This is a genomic window from Streptomyces sp. NPDC060232 (assembly GCF_042726555.1).
Lineage (GTDB): Bacteria > Actinomycetota > Actinomycetes > Streptomycetales > Streptomycetaceae > Streptomyces.
Window position 1 is genome coordinate 112,539 of the sequence record NZ_JBHXAG010000005.1, and the last position, 14,251, is coordinate 126,789.

The following is a 14,251-nucleotide window of genomic DNA, read 5'->3' on the forward strand; positions in this document are numbered from 1 at the left end:
TCTGCACCGGCCAAGGAGAAGGACGCCTCCGGACCCAGTCTTTAGACGTTCGTCGGCTGCCTCCTCAGGGGCGCGGCAGTGCTCATCTGGCGTGCCAGAGAGTGCGTGTTGAGCCATTCAGCCCGATCCATGGCGGCGATGTCAGCCAGGTTCCAGGGGGTCAGGAGTGCGGCGTTCAGGACCTCGCCGTGCTCAAGGAAACGGGTCCGCATCGCCGACAGAGTGGTGAGCAGTCCGGTGAGGTGGTCGTGCAGGGCAGCCGCTTCTTCGGGGGTCAGATGACACACGTCACCCAGGTCGAGCTGCCCGGCCAGGAGCTTCCCTGCATCGTGGTCGTGGTACGGCTGCCCTGAGCTGCTATCGGCGGCGCGGCGAGGACCGGGAACGCCGGTGCTCGTCTCCGCGTGCTTCTCTTCCCCATGGCCGGAGCAGCGCTCGTCCTGGCCGGCCCCGGATTCGTACTCCGTGTGGTTCGTCGAGGAGTCATCCGCATCCGAGGCGGGTGTCTGCTCGCCCGCCTCGGGAACGTCCTGCCGAGTCTCGGCTTGTTCCGGTTCCAGCTGCGCTTCGGGTTGACCGTCCTCGGCCCTGGAGGCGGGCTCTGCCGCGTCTGCGTGCCACCTGATGTACCCATCGGCTTCCTCAAGGAGAAAGCCGGTTGCGGTCATCAGGTCCAGGAGCCGGTCGACGCCCTGCTCATGGCCTGCTGTCTTGACCTGCCTGATGAACTGGAGCCGTAGTCCGGCGCGCAGCCCGGCGCCGTCCGCGAGGCGTTCGCGTGCGGCGCGGACGAACCAGAGTCCCTTCCAAGCGTCGTGCAGTGCCCGCTGGCCTTCGTCCGGGCTCACTGACCAGGCGCGCGCGACAGCGACACCCTTCTTCGTGGCACGGTAGGTACCCCGAGGGGGGACGCGCTCGGCCAGCTCGCAATCCAGCAGGAACTTCATGGCGATTCCGACCTGCCACGAGCCGATGTTCGTGCGCTCCTGGATGTCTCTGACATGGCAGGGCTGGGGCATGGACCCGAGGGTTTTGATGATCGCGATCTGCCTGTTGACCGGAACCCTGAAGTGAGGCAGTGGTTTGGCTGGTTCGGAAGCTGCCGAACGACTGCTGGCGGTGGGCACGGGTTCCTCCTGGGACATGCGCGTGGGCGGCGCTTGCGCAGCGTAAGCCACCGCAGTCTTCCTCCGCAGGAAAACTGTCGATCTTGCCTGGCATCGCAAAGCTGCCTGTTTACAGGCCAGTTGACCAGGACGTCCTCGGCTCCGGCAGCGCAGCCTGGCGAAGGTGGAAGCAAGGGTTCATGCGTCAACTGTGGTTAACGACCATGCGGCGATCATGAACGCTGGCGATCTCTGCAGTGGCTATGAGGGCCGTGCTGTGGTCCGGGTCGGCTGAGGCTTGCCCGGTAGTCGGCCGAGGAGATGCAGGGTGAGAGGGGCATCTGTATCACGCTGGCAGTAGGAGCGTGCTGCCCGTCTTCCAGTGCCAGAATCCCGGGCCGGTTCGGCTGAGCCCTGGCAGTGCACCTGCATACTGCGTCCGGGTTGGGGTCACGGCTCCACGCCGCATGGCGTGCGCTGCGCGATGCCCTGCCGGACGCATCCACTGCATGGGCAGCGGGCGGCCTGTGGACTGCTTCCGACTCGGGGCTTTTCATGGCGGGGAGGGAATCGGTACACGAAATCATGCGCAGTCCTTTCGCTGGTTCCCTTCACCAAGGGATGCTACATCAGTAGCATGGGTGGGGTGGGTACGCATTGCGAGCGTGACTCCGCCACACTTGTCAGGTGCCTGGAGGAACGAGACGTGCGAAGAGGCCGAACGAGTTCGTGGGCGGCGGCGAGTGGCCGCATGCCGTGATGCAGGCGCACCGTGGAGCCCTCGTAGCCCAGGCCATCGCCCGCGCGCTTTCCGAGGCCATGGCGGAACGGGGCATGAGCGCCAACGCGCTCGCCCGCAAAAGCGGCGTCAACCGCCAGGTGATCGCGAACGTCCTCAACGGCACGGTCTGGCCGGACATGCTGACCGTGGTTGATCTAGAGGGCGCGCTGGGCGTGATGCTGTGGCCCGTTCACGTGGAGTGGCGCATTCCTGCGCCTGGCGAGGCTCCCGGGGGCTACAACGATGAGGCGGAGGGGCCGTCCCCCGCAGGCTCGAGCGCATCGGATGGCGTTGGGTAAGCAATGGCGCCAGACCGCTGTTGACGGTCGGATGTGGCGGTAGTGGGTGATGAGAGCCCCGCCCAGACTGCTCGCCTGGCAAGTTCAAGGGGATCAACCGCATCTGCGTCCCGGGCAGCTCACATCACGCCAGCATCGTCTGGCACTCCTCGCACCGCCGCACCGTCTGCCGCATGGTGTTTCCCTCTGTCGCGGTCGCCAGGTAGCTGCTGCTCAAACCGGTCCCAGAGGCCGGTCGGAGGTTCACCTCCCAAGCCCACCCTCACGTCGTATTAGGTGTCCACACGGTAGACGATCTTCCCGTCGAACTCCGCGAACCCCAACGACTTGTAGAAGGCGCGCGCGCCGGGGTTGTTGCGGTCCGTCATCCACTCGACCCGGCTGCATCCGGGACGTGCTGAGGCCAGGGCGCGGAGCTCGTCCATGAGGCGCGCGCCGATGCCCTGGCGCCGGAGGGTGCCGCGGACATAGAGCTCTTTCAGGAACAGAGAGTGGGAGGAGCCAGCCGCCGGCCAGAGGAACGAGTAGGCGGCGAGCCCGACGAGATCACCAGCCTCGTCCTCGACCAAGAGAGCGGACGCCAACGGCGGGGAGCCGAAGAGCGCCTCCTCCACCTGGGAGCGGCGCTCCTCGAGCGGCTGGATCTCGGTCGATCCGTAGAACCGTTCGATCTCCTCGATCAGATCGGCCACTGCCACGGTGTCGCGCCTTTCGGCGGGGCGGATCGTCACGGTCATCGACATCTCCTGTCGCTCTTTCATCGCTTCACTCGTCCGTCGCAATACGTGATCCTGGCGTGGCGGCACGGCTCGTGGCTACGGGGGCGTCAGTGCCTGAGGAGCCCAGCCGTGCTGGCGCAGGGAGTCCTGAACATGCCGGATGAGGTACTCCAAGTCCGCGCAGTAGACCGAGGGGTTTCGGTAGCCGCGGTCAGTGCTGAAGCGGTGCGGTAGATAGCCCCCACCGCACACCTCCACCAGAGGACAGCTCTGGCACTGATCGGCGAGCGCGGCCTTCCCGTTCTGCCGGTGCAGGAGCTTCGGATGGTGAAGGACCTCATTGAAGGACTGGCTGAAGACCTCGCGTCCCAGCCAGGAGGCGCCTTCCTCGACGGACCGCAGGGTGTCCACGCCCTCGATCGTGCCGTCCGACTCGATCACGATGCTCGTCGGCGGGGCCAGGCCGAGGGACTCCACCGAGCTGTGCACCCCGGAGCTCAGCGCCACGATGTCCTCCAGCATCCGCACACTGTGCCGCTGCTCCGGCCGGGCGAGCCAGGCGTCGTAGACGCGGCTCATCCACAACCCGTACTCGGGCACACTCGGGTCGTCGCGATGCGGCGGCTCGTCGTGCGTCCCGTGCGGCAGGCCGAAGTCGATCACAGGCGGCTCGAACGACGCCAGGTAGTCGTGGACCTCAACCGGGTCGTTGGCCAGGTCGACGACGGCGAGCAGCCCTGCGAACAGGTGAGGCCGAGACCGCAGGAGTTCGATGCCGCGTACGGCCGAGGCGGCGCTCGATCGCGAGGCGTGTGTCAGCCGGTGCCGGTCATTCGCAGTCGGCGGTCCGTCGAGGCTGACGCCCACGACGACCTCGTACCGCTCGAAGAGGTCCAGCCACGGCTCCGTGAGGAGCGTCCCGTTGGTCTGGAGCTCGAAACGGACCGCCACACCGGCCGGAACACCCTCCTGTACGGCGCCGAGCAGGCCTGCCATGTGCCGGGGGCCGGTGAGCAACGGCTCACCGCCGTGCAGCACGACGTGCACGCTCCGCAGGCCGTGCACCGCTGCGTGCTCACCGATTCGCAGCCCAGCCGCCCGGGCCACGTCCGCACTCATCCGAGCAGGCAGGTGCCGCCACGCCTGGTCAGCGGAGTTGAAGACGTAGCAGTAGTCGCAGTCGATGTTGCAGCGATTGGCAACCTTGAGGATGAACGACCGAAAGGGGGCAACGTCCGCGCGCGGTGTCATCGAGCGGAACGACTTAAAGAGGCCAGGTCCAGATCAGCGAAGCGTGGTGACCACCCTCGCCGGCGTGGTTCGACGCCGTCTGCTCGGCCGCCAGCCGCTGCCGTACGCGAACGGCGACACGATCCAGGACGACCGAACCGTTGATCGACTCCGCGACGACGGACGCCGGAGCATGCGGTGCGGGAACGGGCGTACGTGACGGCATTCGACGCTCCTCGGCGTGGTGCAACGGCGATTGAGGCGGCAGACCAGCCCGCAAGGTAGCAGCGACGCTACCCTCGGCGACATATCGAATCCAGCCACATGCCCCGCTACTCGGCCTGCGACGCAATGAGCCGCTCGACGACAGCTGCCGCCCCGCCGATGCCCAACCGTCGGTACACATCGCGCGCTTCACGCAGCGACCCTTCACCCCGCGCCCGTTCGCCGGCCGTCCAGTCACAACGGCCGACCCCCTCCAAAGCCCGTGCCTCTTCAAGCGGGCAGCGGATGTCGCGGGCCAGCCCCAGCGCCTGCTCGAAGAGTCCGCGGGCGGCAGCCCAGTCACCGGAGGAGTACAGCAGCGTCCCCCAGAGGTTCAGGACCTCCGCCTCACCGCACCGGTCGCCGAGCTCTCGGAGGATGTCCAGACTCCGCCGGAACCACTCGACGGCACCGTCCCGCTCGCCGGCGACCCCGCGCGCCGCACCCAGCTCGCCCAGAGCGGCGGCTTCGCCACCACGGCTGCCGAGATCACGGTACGAGCCCAGGGCATCATCCAACAGCCGGATCGCCTCCATGACGTTCCCGTCCATACGGTCCAGTACCCCGAGATAGCGAACGCTGTTCGTGCGGCCGAACCGTTCACCGAGCTCGGTGAAGTACTCCAGCGCCCGGGTATGAGCCTCCCGCGCCCCGGTGAGATCGCCGGTCAGGCGCCGTACGACTCCGAGCTCGTTGAGGGCGTACGCCTGGTGGACCCGATCGTCGAGCTTCTGATAGATGTCGAATGCCTGACGGTGGCGCTGGGCAGCCAGCTGATACTCGCCCAGGAGACAGTGCACGACGCCAAGGTCCCGCAGTGAGTTGGCCTCCCCGTACCGGTCGCCCAGCTCCCGGTAGATCGACAACGCTTCGGTCTGTGCCGCCACCGCTGTGTCGAACCGGCTGGTCTGCCGGCGCACCATGCCGAGGTCCGCGAGCGCGTTGGCCTGGCCGAGACGGTCGCCGACTTCCCGATAGAGCGCGAGGGCCTCGGTCTGCGCTTGGGCAGAGGCGTCGTTGTCCGCGGTCATGTACCAGACGATGCCCACCTGGTTCAGAGCGTCAGCCTTGCCTCGCTTCTCGCCGACCGCCTCGTACTCCGTCACCGCCTCGTTCAGTGCCTCAATGGCCTCGGGGTAGGCCGCCGTGAAGCGCCGTACGACTCCGAGCTCGGCCAGCGCGTTGGCCAGCGCCCGCCGGTCGCCGGTGTGCCGGGCGGCCTCGGCGGCGGTCCGGTGGAGGCCAATGGCTTGATCCCAGGGACCGGCCTGCCGCAGGAAGGGCGCCATCGCCGCAGCCATGTGAATCACCAACTCGTGCAGCGCTAGATCGTTTGCCCTTCGGATACATGCCAGGACGTTGGCCCGCTCGTCCTCCAGCCAGCCGAGAGCCGCCGTACGTGAATCGATGGGAGGGGTCTCGAATTGGGCGGCTTCATCCGGAGGATTCGGAGTGGAGGCGCCGCTGCGGGCAATGTGTCTGTTCGCGACAGCGAGGGCGGCCAGGTAGTAGGAGCACACGCGCTGAACGGCATGAACAGGGGCCATGCTGCCTCCCTCGTCGGCGAGACCGCGGGCATAGTCGCGTAGGAGGTCGTGAAGCCGGAACCGGCTCCCCGGGTGTTCCTCGATCAGATGGGCGTCGTAGAGCGTGTCGAGTCCCTTGCGTGCCGCCGCCACCGAGACCGAGCCGAGCGCGGCCCCGGAGAAGGCATCGAGCTCGGTTCCAGGGTAGAGGCCGAGACACCGGAAGAAGTGCTGCCGCTCAGGTGTGAGGTCCTGGTAGGACAGACTGAACGTCGCGGCGACCGCGCGCTCCCCAGCTCGGAGCTCTCCCAGCCGGTCCCTGGCAGTGACCAGACGCGCACGGAGATCCTCGGCACTCCACGACGGGCGATGGCGCAGCCGCGCGGCGAGCAACGACACCCCCAGTGGCAGGTACCCGCACAGCTCCACCAACTGCTCGAGGACAGAACGATCCAGCGACTCCGCCGACCGCCCGCTGAGGCGTACGAACAGGTCGACCGCATGCTCCGCCGGCAACGCCTCCACTGGCAGGACCACCTCCTCGTACGCAGCCAACCGCTTCCGGCTCGTCACCAGCACGAGACAGTCGCTCCCGCCAGGGAGCAGGGGCTCCAGCTGGCGATAGCTGGACGCGTTGTCGAGGATGAGCAGTGCCTTCTTGTTCGCGAGCTGGCTCCGCCACATGGCCGCCCTCGCCTCGGTGACCGCACCCAAGTCGTCGCCGACAGGAATCCGCTGCGCCGGCACTCCGGTCGCCGCCAGCAACGATGCGAGCGCTTCCGTGGCCTGGACGGGGGGCCTTCCTGTCGTGTGCCCGTTGAGATTCACGAAGAGCTGGCCGTCTGGGAACCGCTCCGACAGCACATGTCCTGCGTGTACGGCGAACGTCGTCTTCCCGACTCCTGGCATTCCGTCGATCACATGCACAGGTAGGGCCTCGCCGCTCTCCTGCGAGTTCCGTACGGACCGCACCAGCGCCTCGAGCTCGGCGGTCCGGTCGGTGAACGCGGTGGTGTCGCGGGGCAGGGACCGCAGCACGAGGGCAGCACCTGGAGGCGCCGCCCCTTCCTCTGGCTGGGGCGTCGGCGCGGCGCGGCGTTCCTGCGCCCCCGACTCCGACAGCGCGGCAAGCAGTACCGCCAGCCCGACCATGGCCCCGCCGAGCAAAGCGAACGAGAACCAGCCATGCCGCTGCAACCACCCCAGCCACCCGGGCCACTCCGACTCGGACACGGCGTTGGTGACGAGCCCCACGAGCATGGTCGTAACGGCTCCGCCGGCGGCCACGACGGCGACGGAAATCCCCCGCCGGAGCCTCATACGTGGGTCGTCTTGACGGAGCAGGGATTGGTCCGTTCGGGCTGGCCGCCTGTGGCGCGGCACAGCTTTCCAGCTGTAGCTCTGGTCACGAACGCAACCCCCGAATCCGACGCCCTATCGCGCATAAGCGGACCAGCTCTCACGGACCCTGGTCAAGGTCAGCTCCCCGCCACACACCGGCTCGTATCAGCCAACCTGTGCATGGCTTCTACGCCGGGCGCACCGACGCCCCTTTCACGTAGCCAGCCAGATGACCAGGTGAACGTGCTGCTGGTCGCCAGCGGAGAGTGATCCTCGGCAATGGGTGTGTAGTCAGCCCTGGTAGCGTCGCCGAACGCATGATCACGGGCGCCTCTGAGGGGCCACGGGGGCGAAGAGGGAGAGCGGCATGCGTGTGGCCAGGCCGGTGGGCGGGGTCGTGTTGGCGGCAGTCCTGGTGGCGGGCTGTAGCGGCGGCAGCGGTGACAGTCGAGCCCAAGACAAGAACGGGATTCCTCAGTCGGGCCATAAGGCGAAGCCGCTTGCGGAGCTGAAGGTGCCGTCGGCCTACGACCCGGGCAAGGGCTGGGATGCAACCTTGAACTGGGTTCCAGGCGTGGTGCGGACAATTCCCGTGACTGCCGCACCGCGCTCGGGTGTGATTGCCATGATGCACGCCGCCTCCAACGGGTACACTGTCGAGGCGCGTGCCGCCGACACCGGTGAGGTCCGCTGGATCTCCGGGCCCTGGAACCCTCCCACGCCGATCAAGGGTGCGGAGGGCGACGCGGAATCCGGTCGGGCGGGGGAGATCCCGGACGTGATGGCGGTCGAGCAGGACGGGCGCGAGTACGTGCTCGCCTACGCGCACGGAATGCGGGGCAAGGATTCTCTCCACGAGGGGGCTGAGGTGGTGCGGCTCGCCGTGTATGCCGCCGATGCCTCCGGCACCTCGGTCAAGCCGCTGCGAGAGATCGACGTCCCTGTTTCGGCTGACCCCGGTGAAGTGCGTGTGGGATTGACGGGTGGGCGAATCCTCGTCGCCTGGGGCGATAGTGACGCCTTTCCCCGTTCGGCGGCAGCGGTGGACGTGGCGACCGGCAAGGTCGACGCATACGAGAAGCCGAACGGCATGCTTTCCCAGTGTGCGACGACGGTGGCCTGCGCCAGCAGCCGCGTGCTGGCGGCCACAGCAGACGGCCCGCTGGTAGGCCTGGGCACTGGAGGCTTCGGCATTCCGAACCGCTGGTTCAGTGACGCCGTACGCCCGAGTGGTATCGAAGCGAAGACGGGCATTGTCGGCTCGTGGAATGGCGATGTGTACGGCGTTTCCGGTGGCCACATCCTCGCGGGCTGGTCGACAGGCGGCACGTTCGGAGCTCCGAACGCCCCGCTGTGGTCGGTGCACGATGTGCGAACGGGCCGGCTGCAGGCCAGCATGACCTGTGCGCACGAAGTACCGGGCTCCAACAAGGCTCGCGACTACCCCGTGATTACTTCGCCAGACCGCCGCTACCTGGCAGCCGGGCCTGTTGTCTTCGATCTGAAGCTCGGCAAGGGCATCTGTCTGGAAGGTGACGGGGACCGCAAGACGATCGCGCTCGCCTCGATCCGCGACGACGGCACGGCCTACGGGGCGGTCCAGGACAAATCGGCGGCCGATGGCGCGGAAGCGGTCGTCGCGGAGCTGAACCTGACGACCAGCACGGGTGAGCCGAAAGTTCTCGGTGTAGGTGTGGACGTTCCATACCTCACCAGCGTGAACGGGTCAGGCCTGTTCCTTGATCGTGATGGCGACAAGAATGTTCGGGTTTCGCTGCGGCGCGAACGCTGATCTCACCCCTCCGATGAACCGAATGGCTGACGAGAACGGGCGGCGCTCTCGGCCAGTGAGACAGCGCGGTGTCACGCGGCGGCAGATACCAGAGGACCGAGGCGGGCCCTGAAAGCTCCGAAGATGCCTGATGCTTCGCCGCTAGGATGCTCGTGGTTGTCGATCAAGGGGGAGTGGAATGGGGGGCGTTGAGAGGCCCGAACTACTGCCGGACTGCAACGTGCCGGTTCGCGACAGACAGCCCGACGATGTCATCCGTACCTGTCTGGTCCGATTGGCCGATGACTCACTCGGCGATAACTGGCGGACTTCCAGCCTGCACGCGTGTGAGATCCGTGGCGGGGCGGCACTGGCGGCAGCGTCGTTCGTGGTCAAGACGCCGGGACCTTGGAACGAGGACTTGCAGCGCATCCTGCGCCTGTCCGGGCTTGGTGTCGACCGGCCTTCTTATTCCTCTGCCGAATACGTCGTCGGCCTCTGCTATGTCGTGGGAACCAAGGGTCTGCCGAAGGGCATTCGTCACAGGGCCGCCGATGCCCTGGTGAATCGTGGGCGTGATGTGGGTTACGCGGAAGCCCGATATCTGCTGCCCCGGAACGGATGGGGCTGGTTGGCGGATGCGGTGCGCGAGGGGTGGGCAGTGTGGACCGCGAGCCTCTTCGCCGAAGACGAGACCGCCCCGATGAAGACCCGTATGAGGGTAGGTCTCGCTCTCGCTGAGTATGAGTACCCGGGCTCTTACGTACCTTTGGCCGTGGAGCAGCTGGTAGCAGACCCGGCCGCCGCGAGTGCGGACCGACTTGCCCTGGCAGTGGCCGTTGCACAACGTGCTCCCAAGGAAGCGGTGAGCCTGCTGTGCTGCCTCGCATCGGACCCGCTCATCCAGGCTGGGCATCGCATGCAGGCCATCCGGGAGTTGGACGAGATCGACATCGTGGCGGCCGAGAAGATGCGTGCCAGTCAGACACGTCTTCCGACAGTCCAGGTGGCGCGGGACCGACAGCGTGAAGCAGCCGAACGGGCTCAGGGGGAAGCAGAGGCCCAGCGAGCCCGGGAGACGCCGGAAGCCGTGGTGGGCCGGCTCGAGTCCGAGGTCGAGGAGATTCTGGGAGGTCTTCGGAGTCGCGGGTCAGCCGGTTGGCTGGCTGACGAGCTCGACAATCACCTTGCCGAGAGCGACTGGGAGGGAGTCTCCCAGGACGTGGCGGATATCTGCGGACTGGTTCGTGACGAAGATGTCGAATCCGCACTCCGCCTGCTGGAGGTTCTCACTCGCGTCAGGTACGGCGGCGAGGCGGATCCGGCACCGGACGAGGCTCCCTCGACTGCGGCGGCGGGTCAGGACTTCCCGATGCTTTCCCGGCGGGAGCTGGAAGAGTTTGCACGGACCGAGGCGGAGCGCTCCTGGTTGGTCTGGAAGGGGCTCGTGGAGAAGCACGGCTGGGACGACGACCCCTCTGGTGAACTCGATCACCGATTGCACGAAGTCGACCAGATGGTGGGAGCGGCGCTCCGTCAGAGGACAGGAGACCATCTGAGGGAACTCTGGAATCACCTGGTGTGGGAACTGTGGCCTGCGTTCGTGGGCGCCGCGGAGGAGAGGGACTACTCCTGTGCCCGGGAGCACCTGGCAACTGCGAGACTTCTCGCGGACGAGGTGCAACACGCCCAGACCCTGTGGCGGGACACCTCGGCCAAGAACTACTCCTTCGACCCGATGACTATGTCGTGGCCCCGTGACTTCTGGCTGGTCATGGAGGACTGGCGCCGGGGCACAGGCAGGCAGTGACGGGCAGGGGTGGTCGGTCGCCGGATAAGTCAAGCGACCGGCCCCCACCGGCGGAGGTTCTCGGGGCCCTGTCGAGACACGTTGGTCAGGGGGTGACAGACGTACGACCTGCCTCTTTGCCCAACTCCGGACCCTGGAGGCGTGTTGGGTTACGAAGGGCGGGCTGTACCGGAAGGCGTGCCCCGGCAACCCTCTGAAGCGCGACCCAAAGGCGCCTGGCTACCGCCTCCCCTAAAGCAGGCCGCTGGAGGCTGCACCTCTGGGCCCCCGAGCCGTCGGCCCACTCCCGGATGTGCGGCAGGCAGATGAGGAGGGACCTGTAGTGTGCCCGCCGTGAAGAGCGGAGACCTGGTCATAAGCCGACCGAACGACGGTACGGATGAAGCTGGCATCGGAATCGTATGCCTCGTAGGAGACGCACGCGTGGTCGTGGAGTGGTCAGACGGTCAGCGAACAGAGATTCCGCTCCCTGCCCCCTCCGACATCGAGGTGGCGCCTGCCGGCTCCCTACGGCATCGCTCGCTACGAGACGCCGAGGCCCTTCAACGGGAGTTCGCCGAATCTCCGGTCTCCGTCCTGGTGACCCTCCTCGGAGAGCGTGGCGGTACCGCGTCCTTCGGTGACCTGCGCCGGTGGATTGGTGAGTTCGAGCTTGCGGGGGGATACGACAACACTTGGTGGGGCAATGTGCGCAAAGAGCTGGACACGGATCCTCGTGTCACCAAGGTGAGGGGAGGAGCGCAGTGGAAACTGCTCCCGGCGGATCGCCTGCCTCAGGAGCACATGCCGTCTATCGCGGTTGCCACGGCTGAGCACGATGACGTCGAGGCAGCGGTGAAGACAGAGCCCTGCTCGGGCAGCGCTCCGGAAAGCCCGATGTCCTCGCTTGCGGCGGAACCGGGCGGGACGGAGTGCGCCGTCGGCCTTCTGGACGAACAACCCTCTCAGGCCTGGGTACTTCCGGGCGGCCCGGCGGAGGAGGCCGAGGGCCATCACACGGATATCCATGAGCTGTCCGAGGCTAGCTTGGGCCTATCGTCTGACGAGCGTGATCAGTATGAAGCCGCACTGAGGCGGCAGGAAGCCGCCGCAGAAGAGCTCCGGGCGGAACGGGACCGGTTGCGTCTCCGCGTCTCCGATCTGCAGGCCGAGTGCAACCGGTCCGACGAGCAGGCCGGCATTCAGAGGCAGCAGTTCGCGGACGTGTCCTCGACGCTGGAGGAGGCCAATCGGCGAGCTGAGGCCCTCGCCGACAAGGTGCAGCGGAGGGAAGAGGAGCTGCGCCAAGTACGTCAGGCGGGAAGAGCCGTCTCCCAGTCCCAGTTGCGGCAGGCTCGGATGGACGGGCTGCGGGTGCTCGCAGCCGTGTTGGCCGAGGTCGCGGACCACGTGGTTCACGCGGCGGACATGAGCGGATCCGCTGCTGCCGATGCTTTGTACCGCCGGGTCCTGACCCAGGCTGCGGCGGCGAATGTCGCGGATATCGGCGTCGTCGGCGAGGAGACAGGCTTCGATCCTGTGCGCCATCGGCTCACCACGACCGGATCCGCCGCGCGGGTCGTCGTGGAGCGGTCAGGGTTCGCGTGGCAGCCCGGAACGTCACAGGAGGTCGTCCTGGTGCCGGCGTCGGTTCGAGCCGCCGAGCAGTAGGCATAAGCAAATTCTCGATATTGGCGGAGGGGCGCCGTCTCCTGGGGGCCTCCGCGGGGAGGGGAACATGCGTGGGTGAGGGAAGGCCCCTGGTGGGCATAGATTTCGGTACGGCCACCACACTGGTGACACAGAGGCTGGCGTACGGCTTCGCCGAGACCGTGCCGATCGGAATCAGTACCTCCTGGATCCCCAGCGTGGTCGCCGCCACGACCAGGGGAGAGCTTGTCTTTGGAGAGCCCGCAGAGGCGATCGGTGGTGCCGCCGCCGTGCGGTCCGTCAAGCAGTACATCACCGACGACATGCACGGACCCCTGTCGCTCGGCACGTGGGAGTTCACCCCGGACCGGCTGGTCGCTTCCCTGCTCCGGCATGTGCTCCTACTGGCCAAGGCCAACGAGGCCCACACCGACGACGCGGAGTTCCGCCTGGCCTGTCCCGCGATCTGGGACGGGCCTCGCCGGAGGCGGCTGGCCCGGCTGGCCACGGAGGCGGGCATCCCCGTGACGGTCGCCGACATCGTCGACGAACCGATCGCGGCAGGTCTGGCCTGGTCGGAGGGGTGCCACGAGCGCGACGGCCGTCCGCCCGAAGGCACCGTTCTGGTCTTCGACTACGGCGGGGGGACGCTGGACATCGCCCTGATGTCCGTGACTGAGGACCTGGACGATCTGGAACCGGAGTTGACGGTCCTCTCGGCACGCGGCGTTCCGGAGGCCGGCGACGCGCTGGACCGACGGATCGCGGCTGACCTGGAGCGAGATCTGGAGGCACTCGGCATGCGCGTCGATCGCCTGCCGGACCCTCGGACCGTACGAGCACTGCTGCTGCTGGCGGCCCGCCGTCTCAAGGTCCTGCTTTCCGATATCCGTTTCGATAGGCAAGGCGTACCGATCGGTGGTGGTTTCACCTCCTTCCCCATGCTGGAGTACACGCGGCAGCGTCTGGAGAACGCCTTCCGTCCGCAGCTGAACCGGGCTCTGGAGTTCGTGCGAGCCGCCCTGTGCGAGGCGCGGCTGCGTCGTCAGAATGCGCCAGATCTGACCGCTCTCGCCCGGATGCCATTGGAGGAGCTTGCCGGAGACGTCGACTACGTACTCCTGGCCGGCGGGATGTCCCAGATCCCCCTGGTCCGTGAGGAGTTCTTGCGCTTCTTCCCGCAGGCTCAGGTGGAGTACGACCAGTCACTGGAAACTCCGGAGGAGTCGGTGGCGACGGGGCTCGTGGTGCGCTCCGATCGGTATCACCGGCTCAATCTCCCAAGACCAGGGTTCGATCTGGTGCTCGAATGGCAAGGCAGGGACGGCAGGACGTATCGTGAGCTCCTGTATCCGGCGTTCAAGCCGCTCTACTCCGCCGACCAGGTCTTCCGGAGGGAGAGCGACCTAGCCCACCGGTACGACAGCCAGGTACCTGGGCTTACAGGAGACACCACCGCCGCGCTCCGCGCCGTCTCAGTCGACGGCAAGGCCCTCGACTTCGTCGTGGATGGCATTCCGACACCTCATCTTCCGATCAGTCTCCGACGGTTCGCCAACTTCACGTTCACGCTGAAGGTCTCCGGAGAGATCTACGTCAAGGACTGCGCCTACCGGGAATCGCGCTTCCGGGTGGAGCGGTGGCCGATTCTGCGAGCCGGACAGCGTGATTCCGTGAGCCTGAGTACCGTGCACAACGTGCTCCCGGATCAACGGGCCGTCAAGTTCACCGATATGTACTCGCACCCTCACCAGTAGGCGTGAGGTGGAGTCCGC

10 protein-coding genes are annotated in these 14,251 nt (G+C 66.9%); 5 read left to right on the plus strand and 5 right to left on the minus strand.

Translation table 11 applies throughout. The features are described 5' to 3' along the window. Positions 1–41 precede the first annotated feature (41 nt). Positions 42–1,127, minus strand: a complete 1,086-nt coding sequence (locus ACFWFZ_RS10410; protein WP_387119501.1) for a hypothetical protein — start codon at positions 1,125–1,127, stop codon at positions 42–44. A 798-nt stretch (positions 1,128–1,925) separates the two neighbouring features. Here ACFWFZ_RS10410 and ACFWFZ_RS10415 point away from each other — a divergent pair. Beyond that, a complete protein-coding gene (locus tag ACFWFZ_RS10415; RefSeq protein WP_376119447.1) occupies positions 1,926–2,186 on the plus strand; it encodes a helix-turn-helix domain-containing protein in 261 nt (86 codons plus the stop codon). Positions 2,187–2,458: 272 nt separating this feature from the next. Here the strand turns inward: ACFWFZ_RS10415 and haaN are convergent, their stop codons facing one another. From haaN to haaT, 4 genes are all read right to left on the minus strand, one after another. After that, a complete protein-coding gene (gene haaN / locus ACFWFZ_RS10420; protein WP_376119381.1) occupies positions 2,459–2,923 on the minus strand; it encodes a cyclophane-containing RiPP N-acetyltransferase HaaN in 465 nt (154 codons plus the stop codon). A 78-nt stretch (positions 2,924–3,001) separates the two neighbouring features. Then, positions 3,002–4,156 (minus strand): FxsB family cyclophane-forming radical SAM/SPASM peptide maturase, encoded by a 1,155-nt coding sequence (locus ACFWFZ_RS10425; RefSeq protein WP_387119504.1) that lies wholly within the window; start codon positions 4,154–4,156, stop codon positions 3,002–3,004. A gap of 13 nt (positions 4,157–4,169) precedes the next feature. After that, positions 4,170–4,361, minus strand: coding sequence for a HaaA family cyclophane-containing RiPP peptide (gene haaA / locus ACFWFZ_RS10430; RefSeq protein WP_078556773.1), 192 nt, complete (start codon positions 4,359–4,361; stop codon positions 4,170–4,172). A 106-nt stretch (positions 4,362–4,467) separates the two neighbouring features. Continuing rightward, positions 4,468–7,245, minus strand: coding sequence for a cyclophane-containing RiPP biosynthesis TPR protein HaaT (gene haaT, locus ACFWFZ_RS10435; protein WP_387119507.1), 2,778 nt, complete (start codon positions 7,243–7,245; stop codon positions 4,468–4,470). A 388-nt stretch (positions 7,246–7,633) separates the two neighbouring features. On the opposite strand from haaT, the gene ACFWFZ_RS10440 reads away from it, so the two are divergent. From ACFWFZ_RS10440 to ACFWFZ_RS10455, 4 genes are all read left to right on the plus strand, one after another. After that, positions 7,634–9,058, plus strand: coding sequence for a hypothetical protein (locus tag ACFWFZ_RS10440; protein WP_387119510.1), 1,425 nt, complete (start codon positions 7,634–7,636; stop codon positions 9,056–9,058). Positions 9,059–9,236: 178 nt separating this feature from the next. Further along, on the plus strand, positions 9,237–10,847 hold the full coding sequence (locus ACFWFZ_RS10445; RefSeq protein ID WP_387119512.1) for a hypothetical protein: 1,611 nt from the start codon (positions 9,237–9,239) through the stop codon (positions 10,845–10,847). A 333-nt stretch (positions 10,848–11,180) separates the two neighbouring features. Next, positions 11,181–12,497: a hypothetical protein gene (locus ACFWFZ_RS10450; protein ID WP_387119515.1), complete on the plus strand. Its 1,317-nt coding sequence runs from the start codon at positions 11,181–11,183 to the stop codon at positions 12,495–12,497. Between the two features lie 92 nt (positions 12,498–12,589). Next, positions 12,590–14,233 carry an Hsp70 family protein gene (locus tag ACFWFZ_RS10455; protein ID WP_387119518.1) on the plus strand — a complete coding sequence of 548 codons (1,644 nt, stop codon included), beginning with the start codon at positions 12,590–12,592 and terminating at the stop codon, positions 14,231–14,233. Positions 14,234–14,251 lie beyond the last annotated feature (18 nt).

Coding starts and splice junctions, on each gene's coding strand:
- ACFWFZ_RS10415 (WP_376119447.1), top strand. CDS start 1,926: ATGGCGGAACGGGGCATGAGCGCCAACGCGCTCGCCCGCAAAAGCGGC.
- ACFWFZ_RS10425 (WP_387119504.1), bottom strand. CDS start 4,156: ATGACACCGCGCGCGGACGTTGCCCCCTTTCGGTCGTTCATCCTCAAG.
- ACFWFZ_RS10440 (WP_387119510.1), top strand. CDS start 7,634: ATGCGTGTGGCCAGGCCGGTGGGCGGGGTCGTGTTGGCGGCAGTCCTG.
- haaN (WP_376119381.1), bottom strand. CDS start 2,923: ATGACCGTGACGATCCGCCCCGCCGAAAGGCGCGACACCGTGGCAGTG.
- ACFWFZ_RS10445 (WP_387119512.1), top strand. CDS start 9,237: ATGGGGGGCGTTGAGAGGCCCGAACTACTGCCGGACTGCAACGTGCCG.
- haaT (WP_387119507.1), bottom strand. CDS start 7,245: ATGAGGCTCCGGCGGGGGATTTCCGTCGCCGTCGTGGCCGCCGGCGGA.
- haaA (WP_078556773.1), bottom strand. CDS start 4,361: ATGCCGTCACGTACGCCCGTTCCCGCACCGCATGCTCCGGCGTCCGTC.